Annotated in this window: 18 protein-coding genes and 1 tRNA gene; 9 read left to right on the top strand and 10 right to left on the bottom strand. The window is 70.5% G+C overall.

The features are described from left to right. Window positions 1–98: 98 nt before the first annotated feature. Window positions 99–782: a response regulator gene (locus tag Q0818_RS10030; RefSeq protein WP_298874064.1), complete on the bottom strand. Its 684-nt coding sequence runs from the start codon at window positions 780–782 to the stop codon at window positions 99–101. Further along, window positions 779–2383, bottom strand: a complete 1605-nt coding sequence (locus tag Q0818_RS10025; RefSeq protein WP_298874062.1) for an ATP-binding protein — start codon at window positions 2381–2383, stop codon at window positions 779–781. The genes Q0818_RS10030 and Q0818_RS10025 overlap by 4 nt, the downstream gene beginning before the upstream one ends. Before the next feature lie 137 nt (window positions 2384–2520). On the opposite strand from Q0818_RS10025, the gene Q0818_RS10020 reads away from it, so the two are divergent. After that, complete coding sequence (locus Q0818_RS10020; RefSeq protein ID WP_298874061.1) at window positions 2521–3969, top strand: cation:dicarboxylase symporter family transporter; 1449 nt, start codon at window positions 2521–2523, stop codon at window positions 3967–3969. Continuing rightward, entirely contained in the window at window positions 3966–4796 is an 831-nt protein-coding gene (locus Q0818_RS10015) for an aldolase/citrate lyase family protein (protein ID WP_298874059.1), read from the top strand. The genes Q0818_RS10020 and Q0818_RS10015 overlap by 4 nt, the downstream gene beginning before the upstream one ends. Before the next feature lie 265 nt (window positions 4797–5061). Here Q0818_RS10015 and Q0818_RS10010 read toward each other — a convergent pair whose 3' ends face one another. From Q0818_RS10010 to Q0818_RS09995, 4 genes are all read right to left on the bottom strand, one after another. Beyond that, window positions 5062–5619 (bottom strand): DUF1992 domain-containing protein, encoded by a 558-nt coding sequence (locus tag Q0818_RS10010; RefSeq protein WP_298874056.1) that lies wholly within the window; start codon window positions 5617–5619, stop codon window positions 5062–5064. Next, window positions 5616–6548: an oxygenase MpaB family protein gene (locus tag Q0818_RS10005; RefSeq protein WP_298874054.1), complete on the bottom strand. Its 933-nt coding sequence runs from the start codon at window positions 6546–6548 to the stop codon at window positions 5616–5618. Before Q0818_RS10005 ends, Q0818_RS10010 begins: the two co-directional genes overlap by 4 nt. A 76-nt stretch (window positions 6549–6624) precedes the next feature. Beyond that, window positions 6625–7149: a hypothetical protein gene (locus Q0818_RS10000; RefSeq protein WP_298874053.1), complete on the bottom strand. Its 525-nt coding sequence runs from the start codon at window positions 7147–7149 to the stop codon at window positions 6625–6627. 2 nt (window positions 7150–7151) lie between these two features. Next, window positions 7152–7562 carry a DUF4383 domain-containing protein gene (locus Q0818_RS09995; RefSeq protein ID WP_264631631.1) on the bottom strand — a complete coding sequence of 137 codons (411 nt, stop codon included), beginning with the start codon at window positions 7560–7562 and terminating at the stop codon, window positions 7152–7154. A 267-nt stretch (window positions 7563–7829) separates the two neighbouring features. Between Q0818_RS09995 and Q0818_RS09990 the strand changes: the two genes are divergently transcribed. The 3 genes from Q0818_RS09990 to Q0818_RS09980 all read left to right on the top strand — a co-directional run bounded on the left by Q0818_RS09990 (window position 7830) and on the right by Q0818_RS09980 (window position 9191). Further along, window positions 7830–8264: a YdeI/OmpD-associated family protein gene (locus Q0818_RS09990; protein WP_298874052.1), complete on the top strand. Its 435-nt coding sequence runs from the start codon at window positions 7830–7832 to the stop codon at window positions 8262–8264. 40 nt (window positions 8265–8304) lie between these two features. Then, window positions 8305–8931, top strand: a complete 627-nt coding sequence (locus Q0818_RS09985; protein WP_298874050.1) for an asparagine synthase — start codon at window positions 8305–8307, stop codon at window positions 8929–8931. A gap of 86 nt (window positions 8932–9017) precedes the next feature. Continuing rightward, window positions 9018–9191, top strand: coding sequence for a hypothetical protein (locus tag Q0818_RS09980; RefSeq protein WP_298874048.1), 174 nt, complete (start codon window positions 9018–9020; stop codon window positions 9189–9191). Between the two features lie 185 nt (window positions 9192–9376). Here Q0818_RS09980 and Q0818_RS09975 read toward each other — a convergent pair. Beyond that, window positions 9377–9449: transfer RNA gene (locus tag Q0818_RS09975), tRNA-Arg, on the bottom strand. 146 nt (window positions 9450–9595) lie between these two features. Between Q0818_RS09975 and Q0818_RS09970 the strand changes: the two genes are divergently transcribed. Continuing rightward, window positions 9596–11092, top strand: a complete 1497-nt coding sequence (locus Q0818_RS09970; RefSeq protein ID WP_298874046.1) for an L-serine ammonia-lyase, iron-sulfur-dependent, subunit alpha — start codon at window positions 9596–9598, stop codon at window positions 11090–11092. Window positions 11093–11277: 185 nt separating this feature from the next. Here Q0818_RS09970 and Q0818_RS09965 read toward each other — a convergent pair whose 3' ends face one another. Both Q0818_RS09965 and Q0818_RS09960 read right to left on the bottom strand, forming a co-directional pair. Beyond that, on the bottom strand, window positions 11278–11709 hold the full coding sequence (locus Q0818_RS09965; RefSeq protein WP_298874044.1) for a MarR family transcriptional regulator: 432 nt from the start codon (window positions 11707–11709) through the stop codon (window positions 11278–11280). 275 nt (window positions 11710–11984) lie between these two features. Next, entirely contained in the window at window positions 11985–12602 is a 618-nt protein-coding gene (locus tag Q0818_RS09960; protein WP_298874041.1) for a histidine phosphatase family protein, read from the bottom strand. A gap of 426 nt (window positions 12603–13028) precedes the next feature. Here Q0818_RS09960 and Q0818_RS09955 point away from each other — a divergent pair, with 426 nt between their 5' ends. Both Q0818_RS09955 and Q0818_RS09950 read left to right on the top strand, forming a co-directional pair. After that, the gene (locus Q0818_RS09955) at window positions 13029–13301 is read left to right on the top strand and encodes a helix-turn-helix transcriptional regulator (protein ID WP_298874039.1); all 273 of its coding nucleotides are present in this window, start codon (window positions 13029–13031) and stop codon (window positions 13299–13301) included. Beyond that, window positions 13294–14586, top strand: coding sequence for a HipA domain-containing protein (locus Q0818_RS09950; RefSeq protein WP_298874037.1), 1293 nt, complete (start codon window positions 13294–13296; stop codon window positions 14584–14586). Before Q0818_RS09955 ends, Q0818_RS09950 begins: the two co-directional genes overlap by 8 nt. A gap of 110 nt (window positions 14587–14696) precedes the next feature. Here the strand turns inward: Q0818_RS09950 and Q0818_RS09945 are convergent, their stop codons facing one another. Next, window positions 14697–15926: an aminotransferase class I/II-fold pyridoxal phosphate-dependent enzyme gene (locus Q0818_RS09945; protein WP_298874036.1), complete on the bottom strand. Its 1230-nt coding sequence runs from the start codon at window positions 15924–15926 to the stop codon at window positions 14697–14699. Window positions 15927–16070: 144 nt separating this feature from the next. Between Q0818_RS09945 and Q0818_RS09940 the strand changes: the two genes are divergently transcribed. After that, window positions 16071–17525: an amino acid permease gene (locus tag Q0818_RS09940; protein WP_298874034.1), complete on the top strand. Its 1455-nt coding sequence runs from the start codon at window positions 16071–16073 to the stop codon at window positions 17523–17525. The last annotated feature ends 91 nt before the right edge of the window (window positions 17526–17616 follow it).

The following is a 17616-nucleotide window of genomic DNA, read 5'->3' as shown; positions in this document are numbered from 1 at the left end:
GATCACTCAACTGCCGCGGAGGTGGCTGAGCGTGTCGAGGCCACCGGCCCAGGACCGCCGTGCGAAAGCCGCGGTCTTGCGTTTCCGGGTGGTGCGGCTCAGCCGCGCACCCAGGCGTAGGTGATCTCGGGGCGGCCCTGGCCGCCGTAGCGCGGCTCCCGGCGCACGCGGCCCACGTCGGCGAGATGCTCCAGGTAGCGCCGGGCGGTGACCCGCGACATCCCCTCGCTCTCGCCCACCTCGGTCGAGGAGACCGCGCCCGCCGCGGTGCGCACGCGCTCGGCCACGGCCTGCAGCGTTGCGTCGCTGAGGCCCTTCGGCAGGGCCGGCGACGTGACCGTGCGTAGCGAGCCGAGCAGGGCGTCGACCTCGGACTGCGTCGCTTCACCGGCCGCGCGGTCGAGTCCCTCGACGTAGGCGCGGTACGCCTCGAGTCGCTCGCGGAAGGCGCCGAAGGCGAACGGCTTGATGAGGTACTGGACGACGCCGATCGACACGGCCGCGCGCACGGTCTCCGCGTCGCGCACCGCGGTGACGGCGATGATGTCGACGCGCGAGCCCATCGCCCGTGCGCGGCGCGCGACGTCGAGGCCGGTGCCGTCGGGCATGGTCATGTCGAGCAGCACGAGGTCGATGCGGCGGTCCGGTTCGCTCAGCGCCGTGAGCGCCGCGCGGGCGCCGGCCGCCTGCCCGGCCACCTCGAATCCGGGCACCCGCGCGACGTAGGCGCTGTGCAGCTCGAGGGCGAGGGCGTCGTCGTCCACGACGAGCACGCGGATCACGCGGTCACCGCCTCGGCGACCACCGGCAGGAAGACGCGCACCGTGGTGGGGTCCGCGCCCACCTGCAGCGTCCCTCCGCGGGCGGCGACGATGTCGCGCACGAGGGCGAGGCCCACGCCGCGACCGCCGGGAGCGTGGGCGGTCTTCGTCGACGAGCCGAACGCGAACGGATCCTCCAGCGTCGGGTCGAACCCCGCGCCACCGTCGGACACCTCGATCACCACGTCGTCGCCGTTCTCGCGCAGCGTCGCGCGCACCCACCGCGGTTCGGCCCCGGCGGCGGCGGCGTCCAGGGCGTTGTCGACGAGGTTGCCGACGACCGTGACGGCCTCCTCCGGTGCGAGGGGGAGGGCGGGGGTGGGCTCGGCGACGTCGAGGTCGAGCCGCACGCCGAGCTCGGCAGCCTCGTCGAGCTTGCCCAGCAGCAGCGCCACGACGATCTCGCCCTCGTCGTGCGACACGAGACGATCGGCCAGTTCCTGCCGTTCCCCCGTGGATGCCACGATCAGACGCCGCGCATCGTCGACACGGCCCAGTTCGAGCAGCGCCAGCAGCGCGTGCAGGCGGTTGCCGTGCTCGTGCGTCTGCGAGCGCAGCGTGTCGCTGAGGGTGCGCACGCCCTCGAGCTCGCCGAGCAGCGCCTGCAGCTCCGAACGGTCGCGCAGCGTCATGACCCGTCCGCGTTCGGGGGCACGACGGCCGCTGAGGTCGCGCGCCTCCTCCTGGTTGACCAGCAGCACGCGGTCGCCGTTCACGACGGTCTCCTCGACCATGCGGCGCCCCGTGGCGATGGCCTCGGCGAGAGCGGCATCCATCTCGGCCTCCCGCGGGTCGAGCGACACCTGACCCGACGTGGCCGGGGGCAGGCCCAGCAGGTCGGCCGCCTCGTCGTTGTAGAGCACGATGCGCCCGGAGCGGTCGGTGACGACGAGCCCTTCGCGCAGCGAGTGCAGCACGGTCTCGTAGCTCTCGACGAGGCGCGACAACTCCTCGGGCGTGTACGACCCCGTCACCCGGCGGGCGCTTCGGCGCACGTACAGGGCTCCCAGCACGCCGAGTCCGACGATGGCGGCGGATGCCAGCACGATCAGCGGAGCGCGAGCGGCGATGTCCTGCTGCACGGCGCCGAGGGTGACCCCCACCGCGACGAGGGCGACGATGCCGCCGCTCTCGTCGCCGCCCGCACGGATCGGCGCGATCGTGCGCACGGAGGGGCCCAGCGTGCCCTCGTAGACCTCGGTGAAGGTGCGTCCGGCGAGGGCCTCGTCGCGCGAGCCGATGTACGGCAGGCCGATCTCCGCGCGGTTGGGATGGGTCAGACGGATGCCGTCGGGCGTCATGATCGTGACGAACGACACGTCGGTCTCACCGAGGATCTGCTCGACCATCGGCTGCAGACGGTCCGAGTCGCCCGCTCCCGCGAGGGCGGCGACGTCGGGTTCGTGCGCGATCGTCTCGGCGACCGAGAGCGTGACCTTCTCGGCCTCGCGCTGCCCGGAGTCGCTCAGCTGCACCGACAGCAGGGCGGCGAGGACACCGGCCACGAGCACCACGACGCCGAGCGACACCAGCGCCAGTCGTCCGCCCACGCTCAACCGCATGCCCACCGCCCTTCGTCGCGCCTGCCGTGAACAATACGACCACAAATCGCCCATCGGTTCGCCGTCGACCACAGTCATGTCATCCACTCCGGCGGTCCCGCCGGACAACGAAGACGTTAGGAAAGGGATAGGCGCTGATGGCTCTCTCACTCCGCACCACTCGCGACGGTCGACCGCGTAAGAAGATCGATCGCAACCACTGGCTCTACATCGCCGTCATCGTCGCCGTCGTGGCGGGCGTGATCGTCGGCCTCGTCGCCCCGCAGTTCGCCGTCGGCCTCGAGCCCGTCGGCAAGGGCTTCGTCAACCTGATCAAGATGATGATCGCCCCGGTCATCTTCTGCACGATCGTCGTCGGCATCGGCTCGATCGCGAAGGCCTCGACGGTCGGCAAGATCGGCGGCCTGGCCCTGGGCTACTTCCTCGTCATGTCGACCTTCGCGCTCGGCATCGGCCTGCTGGTGGGCAACATCATCCACCCCGGCGAGGGCCTGAACATCGGCAGCGCCTCCTACGACGCCGTGCCCGAGGCCACCACGACGCAGGACTTCGTGCTCGGCATCATCCCGACGACGTTCTTCTCGGCGTTCACGGGCGGCAGCATCCTCCAGGTGCTCTTCATCGCCCTCCTCTCGGGCTTCGCCCTGCAGGGCATGGGCGAGCGCGGAGCGCGCATGGTCGAGGGCATCCGCAACTTCCAGGTGCTCGTCTTCCGCATCCTCGGCATGATCCTGTGGCTCGCGCCCATCGGCGCGTTCGGCGCCATCGCCGCGGTCGTCGGCAAGACCGGATTCGGGGCCGTCATCAGCCTCGGCATCCTAATGGGCTCGTTCTACCTGACGTGCTTCCTGTTCATCGCCATCGTCCTGGGCGGTCTGCTCTACGCCGTCACGCGGGTCAACATCTTCTCGCTCATGAAGTACCTGGGCCGCGAGTACCTCCTCATCGTCGGCACCTCGTCGTCCGAGGCCGCCCTGCCCCGCCTCATCGCCAAGATGGAGCACCTCGGCGTCTCGAAGCCCGTGGTCGGCATCACCGTTCCGACCGGGTACTCCTTCAACCTCGACGGCACGGCGATCTACCTGACGATGGCGTCGCTGTTCATCGCCACCGCGATGGGCGCCCCGATGTCGATCCCCGAGCAGATCGGTCTGCTCATCTTCATGATCATCGCCTCCAAGGGCGCGGCCGGTGTCACCGGTGCGGGACTCGCGACCCTCGCCGGCGGCCTGTCGGCCTACCGTCCCGACCTCGTCAACGGCGTCGGCGTCATCGTCGGCATCGACCGGTTCATGTCGGAGGCCCGCGCGGTCACCAACTTCACCGGCAACGCGGTCGCGACCCTCCTCATCGGCGCCTGGACCAAGCAGTACGACGGACAGCGGGTGCGCGAGGTGCTCGCGGGCCAGATCCCCTTCGACGAGACCTTGCTCACCGGCCACGACCACTCGGCCACCCCGGCGGCGGATGCCAAGGAGCAGGCCTCGACCGAGGTCGGCACCGGACCCGCGGCCGTCGACACCCGGGCGCTCAACGCCTTCCGCGCTCAGGCGGAAGCGGAGGCGGCGGCGCGGAGCCGCTCGTGAGCCTGGCGCACACCTCGGCGGGGGCGGCTTCGGCCGCCCCCGCCCCTGCGCGCGTCGACCTCGCCCGCACGTGGATGCTGCGTTCGCCGCTCGCGGGCGACCTCGCGACCGCGGCCGACGTGCTCGTGCTCGACCTCGAAGACGGACTGCCCGCGGCGCGCAAGACCGAGGGGCGCGATCGAGCCCGGCGTGCCGCCGCCGAGGCACCCGTGTGGCTGCGCATCAGCGCCGCCGGAACCCGCGACGGCCAGGCCGACCTCGCCCTCGGTCGCGAGCTCGACGGGCGCCTCGCCGGAGTCGTCCTCGCGATGTGCGCGGGGCCGGCCGACGTGGCGCACGTCGCCGCCTCCCTGCCCGCGGGCACCCCGATCGTCGCGATGGTCGAGTCGGCCGCGGCGCTGTTGGCGGCCCCGGCCATCGCCGCGCATCCCGCGACCCGCCGACTGGCGTTCGGCACCGGCGACTTCCGTCGCGACACCGGCATGTCGGCCGAGCGCATCGCCCTGTCGTGGCCGCGTGCCCAGCTCGTCGTCGCCTCGGCGGCCGCGGGTATCGCGGGCCCCATCGACGGCCCGTGCGGTCCGATCGACCAGGCGCACGACGCGGCGCTCCACGCCGTCGCGATGGGTTTCACCGGCACGCTGGCGCTCCAGGATGCCGCGATCCCCGGGGCTCACGCGGGCTTCACGCCGTCGTCGGCCGAGGTGGCGGCCGCCCGGTCGCTGCTGTCCACCACGCCCGACGGTCCGGTCGACGGCTCCTACGCGCCGACCCTCGCCCGCGCGCGAGCGCTGGTCGCCCGCGCCGAGGCGCTCGCCGCCCTCTGACCCGCGGCGCCGCGTCCCGCGGTCCCGTCACGGAGGTCCCTGAGGCCGTCGAAGGGACCGGGACCACGGCGGCGTCGGTATCGGGGGCTTCGACACGCCCAGCCCCCTCGCCGTGCGGGGGCGCCGTCACGGAGGTCCCTGAGCCCGTCGAAGGGACGGGGCGCACGGCGGCGTCGGGCCCCGGGGGCTTCGACAGGCTCAGCCCCCTCGCCACACGGGTCCCGGGGGCTTCGACACGCTCAGCCCCCTCGCGGCGTCACGGGGCTCAGCGACCGCGCCGGAACCACCGGCGCCGCGGCGGGGGAGCGGCCACGGCGGCGGCCTCTTCACGGGCGCGACGTCGCTCGATCCACGCGGCCACCTCGGCATCCACGTCCACCGTCGGAGTCACCACCGGCGGCCCGCCCTGCAGCTGCCGACGCGCCTCGATCACGCGGCGGTTGAAGTCGTCGACCGCCTCGCGCACCTCGGCTTCGTGCGCGATGGCATCCAGTCGGTCTGCCATCTCTTTATGCTCGACGCGCAGCGTTAGCGCCGGAGGGCCCAGGCCCGTCAGCTGTTCGGTCTCGATCTTGCGGCGGATCCACCAGTCGGGGTCGTGCGAGGTGGTCAGATCGAGGGGCTTGCCCGCCCCGGGGAGGTTGTCGAACTCGCCGCGGCGGATCGCCTGCTGGATCGACGTCTCGACGAACGCCGCGCGCTCAGCAGCCGTCGACCCGCGCGCGGGACCCGTCGGCTCCGCCGGTTCGGGGGCGAGACCGGCGTCGCGCAGTTCGCGGTCGAGCCGGTATCTCTCGGCGGCTTGGCGCGCGTCGTCGCTCACGCGGCCTCCCGGCCGTCACGCTCCAGCCGGGCGAGGCGCTGGCGGGCCATGTCCTGGGCCCGCGGACCGGAGCCCAAGGCGCGCTCCGTGACGCGCAGGACGACGCGCGTCAGCGCGAGCACCGGCAGCGGCCACCGGCGCACGCCGAGCATCTTGCGGTACCGGCGCGGGATCGTGGCCACAGCGGCGGCGAACAGCACGCGATACGACAGGCCCATCAGGCCGGGGAACGGCGGCTTGCGCAGGAACCGCACGACGTCGGCGACCCTCTCGTCGCCGCGGAGTTCCCCGCGCTCGTAGAAACCGTCGATCTCGGCGCGCAGCGCCGCGCGGGTGCGGGGAGGGTCGACCACGCGCATCAGCCGGCCGGCCGTCGCCCAGTCTGCGACGTAGGCGTCGGGCCCACCGGGGATGGGCTTCTTCGACACCTCGTGCCCCGCGAGGAAGGCGTCGGTGAAGGCCAGGTGCACCCACCGCACGAGGTCGGCGGCTTCGGCCGTGTAGGCGCGCTCGCTGCCGTCGCCGGCGCGGTATTCGCCCTTCACCCGCTGATGGAACCTCCCGACGCGCCGAGTCTCGGCATCCGCTTGCGTCCGCGAGCCGTAGGTGAGGGTGATGACCCAGCGCACCGTGCCGGTCAGGCGACCGATCGGGTCCTCGCGGTAACGCGACCAGTCGTGCACCCCCGCGAGTGCTCCCGGGTGCAGCGCCTGCAGGAGGAGGGCCCGGATGCCGGCGACCAGCGTCCCCATTCCGGCATGGACGGTCCACGCGGGGCCGTTCTCGAGGAAGTAGCCGGTGTCGTCACCGTCGGCGATCGCCCGCACGTATGGCGCCATGCCGGTCGGGTCTCCCGCGAGGGCGACGAGGATCTTGCCGCGCAGGCTCGCGATCCAACCGGGGACGGAGAGGAAGGTCGCGTCGGTCACTCATCCAGCGTGCCACCGTCTGAGCGGGTGGGCTCGGAAAGTGTTCGACGTCGATGATCCTCTCGGCGGACGAGGATCAGTGGCCCTCGTGCGTGACGACCGGGACGGTGCCGTCGTCACGGAGCAGGACGGCATCCTGCGTCGCCCCGAGGGCGGGGGTGACCAGCACGGCGATCACGGCGGCGGCGAGGAGCAGTCCCGTGACGCTCATCGGCTGGGCGGGGCGGGATGCCGTGCGGCCGCGGCGACGCAGGTGCACCGCCGAGGTCGCACCGACGACCACGAGAAGAACCGCGGCCGCGGCGACGCCGATGATGCTGGTGTGCGCCGAGGCGACGAACATCAGGGTGGTCGCGAGGGCGAGTGCCGCCAGAGCGCCCGCGAGGGCGAGTCGGGGGACGACGAGGCGTCCGGTCGACAGGGTCGCGGCTCCCCAGGCGAGGGAGGCGAGGCCCAGGATGACCATCCCGATTCCGAGGCCCGTTGCGAGGGCCCCGGAATCGGGACGGACGATCGCACCCGCGCCGAGGGCGGCGACGATGAGTCCGGCCCCCCACGCGGATACGGAGGGCCACGACCGGACGAAGGTCGCGGCGTTCATGCTCAGACCGCCGCGGTGCGGGGGACGTTGCGCTCGGTGCCGAGACCGACACCCAGCAGCACGACCGCGCTGGCGAGGTGCAGGAAGTGGTCGGCCGTGTTCAGCGCGAGGATGTTGGCCGCGGTGCCCACGAGGAAGAAGCCGACGATACCGAGGAGGAGGTAGACCGCTCCGACGGTGGTGTTGACGCCCTTGGCGGCACGCGCGTTGGCGAGACCGGCGACCAGCAGCGCCGCACCGATCAGCAGGTGCGCGATGTTGTGCAGCGGGTTGACCGCGAAGATGCCGAGCAGCAGCCCGCCCTCGGTCGCGATGAATCCGACGCCGCCCGTCACGGCGAAGCCGAGCAGACCGACGAGAAGGTAGACAGCGCCGAAGACGGTGGCCACGATGCGGTTGGGCGAAGAGCTCATGATGAACCTCCCAGATTGTTGGCAGCGACCGTCCGGCCGCTTCTCATCATCTTCGGAGGCGGACCGTGGATCGGATTGCCCTTTGCTTTCTGGGAGCGCATTCCTGTAGAACCCCCGAGCGGGCGTGCCCGGATACGACAGAAGGCCCCCGAGTACTCTCCGAGGCCCTCCGCAACAGCAACGACCTTAGGGCGGACGCTCGAGCCCTCGACGGGGATTGCAATTCCCACGGTGTTCACTTAGTGGCGTTTCTGCCACACTCCCCTCATGCGCTTCGAGACGACACTGCTGCAGATGGGCAACAACACCGGCATCGAAGTCCCCCCGGAGGTGATCGAGGCCCTCGGCGGAGGAAAGCGTGCCGCGGTCGTGGTCGACGTCGACGGGTACGTCTTCTCGAGCACGATCGGCGCGATGGGCGGGCGCTCCCTCATCCCGTTCTCCGCCGACAAGCGCCGGGCGACGGGCCTGTCCGGCGGAGAGGCCATCACCGTCGAGCTGACCCTCGATGCGGCGCCTCGCACGGTCGAGGTCCCCGACGATCTCGCCGCGGCTCTCGCGGAGGCCGGCGCGCGCTCCGCTTTCGACGCCCTCGCGCCGAGTGCCCGCAAGGCCCACGTGGTCAAGGTGGAGTCGGCGAAAGCAGCCGACACCCGCGCGCGTCGCGTCGCCGCCATCGTCTCCACACTCTCGAACGCGTAGCGCCGAGCGCGCCGGGCGATAGCCTGGAGCGGGAGGTCCCGTGGGGCGCACGAAAGAGGCCATCGCCGAAGGGCTGTCGATCGCGACGGCCGCGGCGCGACTGACCGTGCGCAACCGCATCCTGGTCGACACGATCGCCCGCGGCGGGCAGTTCGACAATGACGTATTCGCGGACTTCGCCCGCTCCACCCTGCGCTCCCTCGCCGACGAGCAGGATCAGGCGGCCGAACGGGTGACCCACCAGCGAAAGCGCGCGTGGGGGCGCTTCTCCGACTCCTCGGGCACGCACGACTACCGCGACCGCGACACCCGCAACCTGCGCCGTCGCGCGAAGCAGTCGCGCGGCGTCGCGAAGGAGCTGCGCGCCCTCGCCGACGACCCGGACCGTGTGAAGACCCTCGTCGCCGACGCGCGTATCGCCGCCTGGGGCGACGTCGAGGCCAACCTCCGCCAGCGTCTCGACGTCGAGGGCATGACCGCCGACGCCGATCCCGAATACGCCCAGATGCGCAAGGCCCGCATGGATGCCTTGCGTATGGTCGACCTCGCCCGTCTCGCCTCGCAGGCGAAACGCCGGGCGAAGGAGCGGGCTGAGACCGACGACGACGATGTCGACGACCCTCCCGCGGAGAAGACCGGCAAGAAGAAGAAGTCGCCCGCGCGCTGACCCTCGTCGACACGTCCGGAGCGGTAGCCTCGGCGGCGAGCAGAGGGGATGCCATGGCGCAACGGCGGTTCGGACGTACGTCCCGGGTGGCACGACCCGGCTACGCCCTGGTCTCGGTGAGCGCGCGCGACGCGAACGGCTTCGTGCACCACTACGACGACATCGAAGCGCCGCTCGGGTCGCTGCACGAGGCGATCGCGATCCTGCAGCTGAACTCCGTCTCCACCGACGCCGCCCATCGGGGCGAAGAGACCGCCTGACCCTGGCCGGGGTCTGCGGTCGGAGTCGCCGGCATCCATCGCGCGCGCAGAACCGGGGGACGAGCTCTTCTCGCCGGGCGCCCACACCGATGCGCGTGCCCACCGCCGACCCGCGCCGCGGAACGGAAAAAGCCCCGGCTCAGAATTTCTTCTCAGCCGGGGCTTGTCACTGTCTCAACACAGTGTGCGCCCGAAGGGACTCGAACCCCTAACCTTCTGATCCGTAGTCAGATGCTCTATCCATTGAGCTACGGGCGCAGGGCCTCCGCGCGAAACGGCGCGCAGGCCGTGGTCCAGCATAGCCGGGACCCCGGGAGACGTCTAATCGGGCCCGAACCGCGTGCATCCCGGGCGTGGCGCAGCGATGACCGGCAGGTGTCGAGCCGGAGACGTACGCTGGCGGGATGAGCGCCTACACCTCCGCGTTCGAGCTGTTCTCCATCGGGATCGGACCCTCGAGCTCCCACACCGTCGGCCCCATGAGGGCCGCGTTCTCCTTCGCCGCACGACTGCGGGGCACCGGTGCCCTGGAGCGGGTGGCATCCGTCTCCTGCGCCCTCTACGGCTCCCTCGGCGCGACCGGCATCGGTCACGGCACCCCCGACGCGGTCGTCGCGGGTCTGCAGGGCCTCGAGCCCGAGACGGTCGATCCGGATGCCGTCCGCCGCGCGTGGTCGGACTGGCCCGAGGGGCGCGCGCTGGCGCTCGCCGGCACGCACGAGATCCCCTTCGCCAAGACCGACATCGCGCTCGAGCCGCGCACGCGGCTCCCCGGCCATCCCAACGCCATGACGCTCGTCGCGCGCGACCGCGACGGCGGCGTCGTCGCCGAGGAGACGTTCTACTCGATCGGCGGCGGCTTCATCCGCCGGGAGGGGGAGGCCGCGCCGGTGGCGGCCGCGCCGATGCCGCTCGCCTTCGAAGACGCCGCGACCCTCATCGCGCTGTGCGACGAGCGCGGCATCACGATCGCCGAGGCGGCTCGACTGAACGAAGAGGCGCTGCGCTCCGACGAGGAGATCGCCGCGGGCCTCGACCGCATCTGGGACGCCATGGCCGCCTGCGTCACCGCGGGCCTGCACAACGACGGCGTGCTGCCCGGCATCCTCAAGGTAAAGCGGCGGGCGGCCGTCATCCGCGGTCAGCTGGATGCCATCGAGGCGGAGGGGCACCGCGAGCTCCCGGGGGAGTGGCTCGGGGCGTTCGCGCTCGCCGTGAACGAGGAGAACGCCGCCGGTGGTCGCGTGGTGACCGCCCCCACCAACGGGGCGGCGGGGATCCTTCCGGCGGTGGCGATGTACTGGTGGCGCTTCCTCGCGGATTCGGGCCTGGGGGTCGGCAACGCCGTCACTCCGCACGGCGAGCTCGTGGGCAGCGCGCTGCTCGGCTACGACGGGCATGCGGTGACCCGCTCCGAGGTGTCGCACTGGGACGACGAAGAGGTCGCCGACGCCAATCGGCGGCGCGGCATCCGTCGGTTCCTGTTGACGGCCGCGGCGCTGGGCTCGCTGTTCAAGGCGAACGCCTCGATCTCGGGGGCGGAGGGTGGATGCCAGGCCGAGGTCGGCTCCGCGTGCGCCATGGCGGCGGGCGGGCTCACCGCGGTCATGGGCGGCACGAACCGTCAGATCGAGAACGCCGCCGAGATCGCCATGGAGCACCACCTCGGTCTCACGTGCGACCCGGTCGGCGGTCTCGTGCAGATCCCGTGTATCGAGCGCAACGCGATCGCCGCGTCGACCGCCGTCACCGCCGCGCGACTGGCCCTGCGCGGCGACGGCAGTCACTACGTCTCGCTGGACGCCGTGGTCGAGACCATGCGGCAGACCGGCATCGACATGTCGACGAAGTACAAGGAGACGAGCGAGGGCGGTCTGGCCGTCAACGTCATCGAGTGCTGATCGTTCTCGGCGTCACCTGCCCGAGGGCAGGTGGCTGAGCTCGTCGAAGCCTCCGGGCTCGGCTCGACCGCCGAGCGTGGTCGTCATCGTGCGCTCTCGGACAGGACTGAGCTTGTCGATGTCTCCGGGTCCGGCGGTGACGGCTCGACCGCAGAGCGGTCGCACCGCGTCCGGCCGATGCGTGGTCAGGCGGGTCCGCGCAGCTTCGCGGTGAGCGCGCGCAGGTGCGCGAGCTCGTCGTCGGTGAGACGCGCCATGCGGTCGGCGATCGAGCGTCCGTGCGCGGCGGCGAGGCGACGGAACGTCACGGCGCCCTCTTCGGTGGCGGTGACCAGCGACCCTCGGCCGTCTTCGGGATCGGCGCATTTGGTCAGCAGCCCTCGCGCGACCATCCGCTCGACCAGACGCGAGACGCTCGGCTGGCTGATCAGCATGTTGCCGGTCACGTCGCGCAGCCGCGCGGTCATACGGGGGGCACGCGTGACGGTGAGGAGCACGTCGTACTCCGCCTGGGTGAGCGGTTCGCCCTCGAAGTCCGACCGGATGTCTTCGAACACCTCGTGCTGCGCGCGGAAAAGGCTCTCCCAGGCCTGCACGGCGAGGCGGCGATCGGTCATTCCTTCAGCGTAGAGGGAGCGGGATGCCGCGGAGGCGGCGTCGACGCGACGGCTGTGGACAGAGTAAGGGCCGGTCGGAGAGGCTTCCGACCGGCCCTTGTCCCTGCACCAAGAGTGTCCTGCAATCACATGTCGGTAGCTGCCACAGCAAAACAACTACCGTGCATGCACTCTATAACGGTGAGGTAACGGAGGGGAAGGGCTCACCGTTATATTTTCGTGATCGATTTCGTGGAGCGGTCCTGCGGGTTCCGGCCGGCCCTCTCCAGGGCGCGTCAGCGCCCGCGTACGTGGTTCCACTGCGTGATGACCTCGGAGCCGTGCTCGAAGCCCAGCTCGCTCACCGCCGAGGTGCCGAGCACGAAATAGCGGCCGCCCGCGGCGGTGAGGCCCAGCCACGTGCCGGCCAGGGCGCGCAGGAAGTGCCCGTGCGAGAACAGCAGGACCTGCTCGCCGGCCCGCACCCGCGGGCGCAGCTCCGAGACGAGTGACTCCGCTCGTGCGGTGACCTGGGCGACGGTCTCGCCCGGGGTCGCGCCGGCGGGCGTGCCGTCCCAGATCGTCCACGGATGACCGAGCTGCTCGACGATCTCGGGGGTGGTCAGACCCTCGTAGGCGCCGTAGTCCCACTCGACCAGACGATCGTCCGTCTGCACGCCCGGGTACCCGGCCCGTGTTGCCGTCTCGGTAGCGCGCTGCAGGGGGCTCGAGAGGATCAGGTCGTACCGCCGCGTTGCGAGCAGGGTGCCCGCCAACTCGGCCTTGTAGGCGCCGGTCTCGGTCAGCGGGATGTCGGTGAGGCCGGTGTGCCGCCCGGTTCGACTCCATGTGGTCTCGCCGTGTCGCACCAGCACGATGCGTCCGTCGGGTTCGGTCAGTTCGTCGTCCTTCACGCGTCCATCCTCCCGCCGTGGCGATCGTTCGGGCGGCGGGTTCCGGCGCGGCGGCATGAAGAAGGGCCGGTCGGAATCTTCCCGACCGGCCCTTTCCTGCACCAGAGTGTCCTGCAATCACATGTCGGTAGCTGCCACAGCAAAACAACTACCGTGCCAGCACTCTATAACGGTGAGGTAACGGAGCGGAAGGGGATGCCGCGGGACATTCCCGATTCATAGGAACCGTCAGTGTCGAACCGATTGCGGTATCCTCCCGTGATTTTCGGCATCGGTGTCGAGTTCAACGTGCGCTCAGTGTCAACCGGGCATCCATCGTCGATGGTCGAGCGGGCGTCGGTGGGTCCTCTACTACGTTTTTCGCATACGCCACTGTGTATAACCAAAACGTAGTACCGTGGGCTCTATCTCGGAAAGGTAATAGACGTGACGCTCTCTCGCATCAGCGACCCCACGGTTCTGGGAAACGTCCTGCGTGCTGCGCGCGCGAGGTCCGGCTTGACGCAGACGCAGCTTGCCGAGCGCCTCGAGACGAGTCAGCGTTACATCTCGGAGATGGAGTCCGGCAAGCGCGTCACCGCGATCGTCAGACTCTTGGAGACTGTGGACGAACTCGGCGCCACTCTCTACATCGACATCCCGGAGGGCGAAGGAACGCTGTCCCTCGACATTCTGGCAACGGACGGCGACGATGGCTGATCTCAACGTCGAGTTGTACGGGGAACTCGTCGGCACGCTCGACGGTGGGGGAGCTTTTCACGCCGATCCTGCCGCCATCGCTCGACACGGATTGGGCAGCACAATCCTCTCGCGCGCGATCCCTCTGGGTGTTTCGCGGTCGAACTCCCGAAGCATCGCCCGGAACTTCTTCGCGGAGTTGCTTCCGGAAGGAGACCTCCGCAACGAACTCGCGGCTCTCGCGGGGCTCTCCCCCGACGACCTGATCGGGATGCTGCGCGTCTACGGCCGAGACGTCGCCGGTGCCGTGCAGATCTGGGATCCCACACTTCCCGGAGAGCCCAAGACCCCGGCCATCGAGCCCGTCGACGAGCTGGAGATCGAGCGGATGCTTGCCGAGGTGAGCACGGCGCCGCTGGGAAACGTGCCTCGACGGGGGAAGTCGTCGCTGGCGGGCGTCCAGAACAAGATCGTCCTCGTGCGCACCCAGGACGGCTGGGCGCGGGCATTGGACGGGTACCCGAGCACGCACATCATCAAGCCCATCGTCCCGAGGCGCCCGACGGTGATTTTCGATGAGGAGTACGGCGCCCGCTTCGCCAGGCGGATGGGTTTGGCCGACTTCGAGACGTCCCTCGCCACCTTCGGAGACACCGCAGCGCTGATCATCGAGCGCTACGACCGGGATGGTAGTGCACCGACAGGTCGCATTCACCAGGAGGATTTCAACCAGATCCTCGGAAAATCGGGGCGCGAGAAGTACGAGAAGTATCGAGGCGCGCCCCTTCGGTCCGTCGCGAGGGATCTCAACCGCCGTGACCGGGTGCGGCTGATGCGCATGGTGGTCCTGTCAGTGGCCCTCGGCAACCTCGACATGCACCTCAAGAACATCTCGCTCGTGCACGATCCCGACGGAACCTCGCGTCTGGCGCCGATGTACGACGTGGTGCCCCAGGCGTTCCATCTTGACCTTGACGGCGAGATGGCGCTGGCCGTGGGAGGCGAGTTCTCGCATCGCCTCTTGACGACGAGGCACTTGGAGACCGAGTTCGCACAATGGGGTATCCGCGCACCGATGAAGACCATCACGGGCGCGCTGGAGGAGATTCTTTTTATCGCGTCTGCCGAAAGGCCCTCTCCCGGCGCGCAGTCCGGGCTTCAGCATCTCGTGATGGGGTACACCGCGAATCTGCTGGAAGGCCGGGCGGTGGGCGACGCTGGTGACGGGGAGTTCGATCCGGCCACGACAGGATCGGTCGGCGTGGGCGGGTGGCGCTGGGACAACCCGCAGCACGAAAAATCGTGACCGTGCGTTCGCTGACCCCGATCTGACGAGTAACCCTCGCGCGCTGCGGAGCCACCGTCCGCATCGGCGCAGATCCCGTGCGCGCTCTTGAACCCGCGGGTGAGGAGACGTCAGGCGCTCAAGGCGTCGAGTGCCGCCGTCAGGTCGGCGACGAGGTCGTCGGCATCCTCGAGGCCGACCGACAGGCGCAGGTGCCCGAAGCGCCGGAACTCGTCGGGATAGGCGGCGGTGCGGGGGCCGTCGGCGGCCGTGTGCACGATGAGGCTGTCGTCGTGGCCGAGCGAGAAGCCCGACGTGATGAGACGCAGATTCGCCACGAAGCGGTTCTGCAGCTCGGGCCCGCCGTCGAGGGCGAACGCCATCATCCCGCCCGCGGCGTCGCCGAACTGGCGACGAGCGGTCTCGCGCTGCGGGTGCGAGTCGAGACCGGGGTAGGCGACGAAGGCCACGCGCGGATCGGCCTCGAGCATCTCGGCGACGCGCTGCGCCGAGGCGAAGTGCTGCCGCAGCCGCAGGGGGAGGGTGACCGAGCCCCGCTGGATCATCCACGCGTTGAACGGCGAGATCACGCCCCCGACGTCGACCATCGCGTCGGCCTTGATGGGCGCGATGAGCTCCGACCGGCCGATCACGGCCCCGCCCATCGCGTCGCCGTGGCCGTTGATGTACTTCGTCAGCGAGTGCACGACGAGATCCGCGCCGTCGGCGAGGGGACGGTAGAAGGGCGGGGGAGTGAAGGTCGAGTCGACCATGAGGATCGCGCCCGCCGCGTGCGCGATCTCCGCCAGCAGCGCGATGTCGGCGACCTTCGTGGTGGGGTTGGCGATCGCCTCGACGCACACCAGCCGCGTCTCGGGCCGGATCGCCGAGCGCACGGCATCCGGGTCGGTCACGTCGACGAAGGTCGCCTCGATCCCGTAGCGCCCCGGGAGCAGCTCGGTCCACAGGCGCCAGGTGGCCTCGTAGACGACGTCGCTCACGACGACGTGGTCGCCCGCGCGCACGTGCGTGAAGAACACCGCGTGCAGGGCCGCGACCCCGGATGCCAGGGCGACGGCGTCCTCGCCGTGGTCGAGGGCGGCGAGCTTGCACTCGAGCGCCAGCTGGTTGACGCCGGTGTTGCGCGTATACAGGTTCGGTGCGGTGGCCGACCAGCTGATCTCGCTCGGGTCGTCGGGGAGGGCGAACGAGTTCGACATCACCAGGGGGGTGCGCAGGGCGCGCGTGCTGTCGAGTTCGATGCCGCCGTGCACGGCGAGACTCGATTCGCCGAGGGTCGGCGCGTCGGTGCGGTCGGGGCGCGCGCCCGATCCCGTCGGGGTTTCCGCTGCTGCCGTCATCTCCGCACCCTCTCTCGTCGGCGCGGCTCGCGCGCCGCGTCCAGCGTAGTGAGGGCGCTTCCCGCCCCGTCGTCGACTACTGTGACTGCGTCGCCCGGACGCCTCGACGGCTCCGGGCTCGATCATGAAGGCGAGTACCCCCCCATGAGTCGTCCCCTCGATTCCTCCCTCGACACGACCGATCCGGCGAGCGGACCGCGCCGCCTGCGCCGGGCCATGGACGCTCGGCATCTCGTCATGATCGCCCTCGGCGGGGTGATCGGCTCGGGCCTGTTCCTGAGCTCGGGGTACACGATCCATCAGGCGGGTCCGCTCGGTGCGGTGCTCGCGTACCTGCTGGGCGCCTTCGTGGTGTGGCTTGTCATGGTCTGCCTGGGCGAGCTCGCGGTGACCTACCCGGTGTCGGGATCCCTCCACATCTACGCCGCACGCACGATGGGGCCCGCGACGGGCTTCACCACGGCGTGGCTGTACTGGCTGTGCTGGGTGGTGGCGCTCGGGTCGGAGTTCACGGCATCCGGGATCCTCATGCAACGGTGGTTCCCGAACGTCGAGGTCTGGGTGTGGTGCATCGTGTTCGCCGGCGTGCTGTTCACCCTGAACGCGATCTCGGCGCGCGTGTTCGGCGAGACCGAGTTCTGGTTCGCCCTCATCAAGGTCGTCGCGATCGTGGCGCTCATCGTGCTCGGCACCATGGCGATCTTCGGGTTCACGCCACTGTCGTCCGAGCCGCACGCGGCGGTGGGCTTGAGCAACTTCGTCACGCCCGACGGGCTGCTGCCCGCGGGTCTCGGCGGTGTGCTGATCACCTCGCTCGCGGTGTTCTACGCCTTCAGCGGCGCCGAGCTGGTGGGCGTCGCGGCGGGGGAGACGAAGGACCCGGGTCGCAACATCCCGCGGGCCCTGCGCTCGACGGTGCTGCGCCTGCTCGTGCTGTTCGTCGGGTCGATCGTGGTCATCGCCGCCCTCCTGCCCTACGAGCAGGCGGGTCTGTCGTCGAGCCCGTTCGTCGACGTCTTCGAGTACGTCGGCGTGCCCTACGCGGCCGACATCATGAACTTCGTCGTCATCACGGCGCTGCTCTCGGTGGGCAACAGCGGGCTCTACTCGTGCGCCCGGATGCTGTTCTCGCTCGCCGAGGAGGGCTACGCCCCGCGCGCCTTCACACGACTCACGCGGCGCGGCATCCCGATGGTGGCGCTGCTGGTGAGCCTCGCCATCGGTCTGGTCTCGCTCATCTCGAGCGTGATCGCGGCCGAGACCGTCTACCTCGTGCTCGTGTCGATCGCCGGGTTCGCGGCGGTGGCGGTGTGGATGTCGATCGTCGCCGCGCAGTTCTTCCACCGCCGGCAGTTCGTCCGCGGCGGCGGCGACGTGTCGACCCTCGCGTTCCGCACGCCGCTGTACCCGCTCGTGCCGATCCTCGCCTTCGTGCTGCTGACCGCCTCGATCGTGGCGATCGCGTTCGATGAGAATCAGATCGCGGCGCTGTACTTCGGCATCCCGTTCGTCGGGCTCTGCTACCTGTACTTCTGGCTGCGCTACGGGCGCAAAGGCATCACGCCCGTCCGCCGCGACGAAGAGGCGCCGATCGCCTGAGGCGCTGTACACGGCGTCCACTGCCTTCGCTGCGGCTCGCCGGGGCGGCGGATGCTGCACGGTTCACCCGCGCAGTAGCGTCGCTTCACCA

Origin of the sequence: uncultured Microbacterium sp., assembly GCF_947489255.1 — a bacterium.
Taxonomy (GTDB): domain Bacteria; phylum Actinomycetota; class Actinomycetes; order Actinomycetales; family Microbacteriaceae; genus Microbacterium; species Microbacterium phycohabitans.
This window is presented reverse-complemented; position numbering and strand designations above follow the sequence as displayed.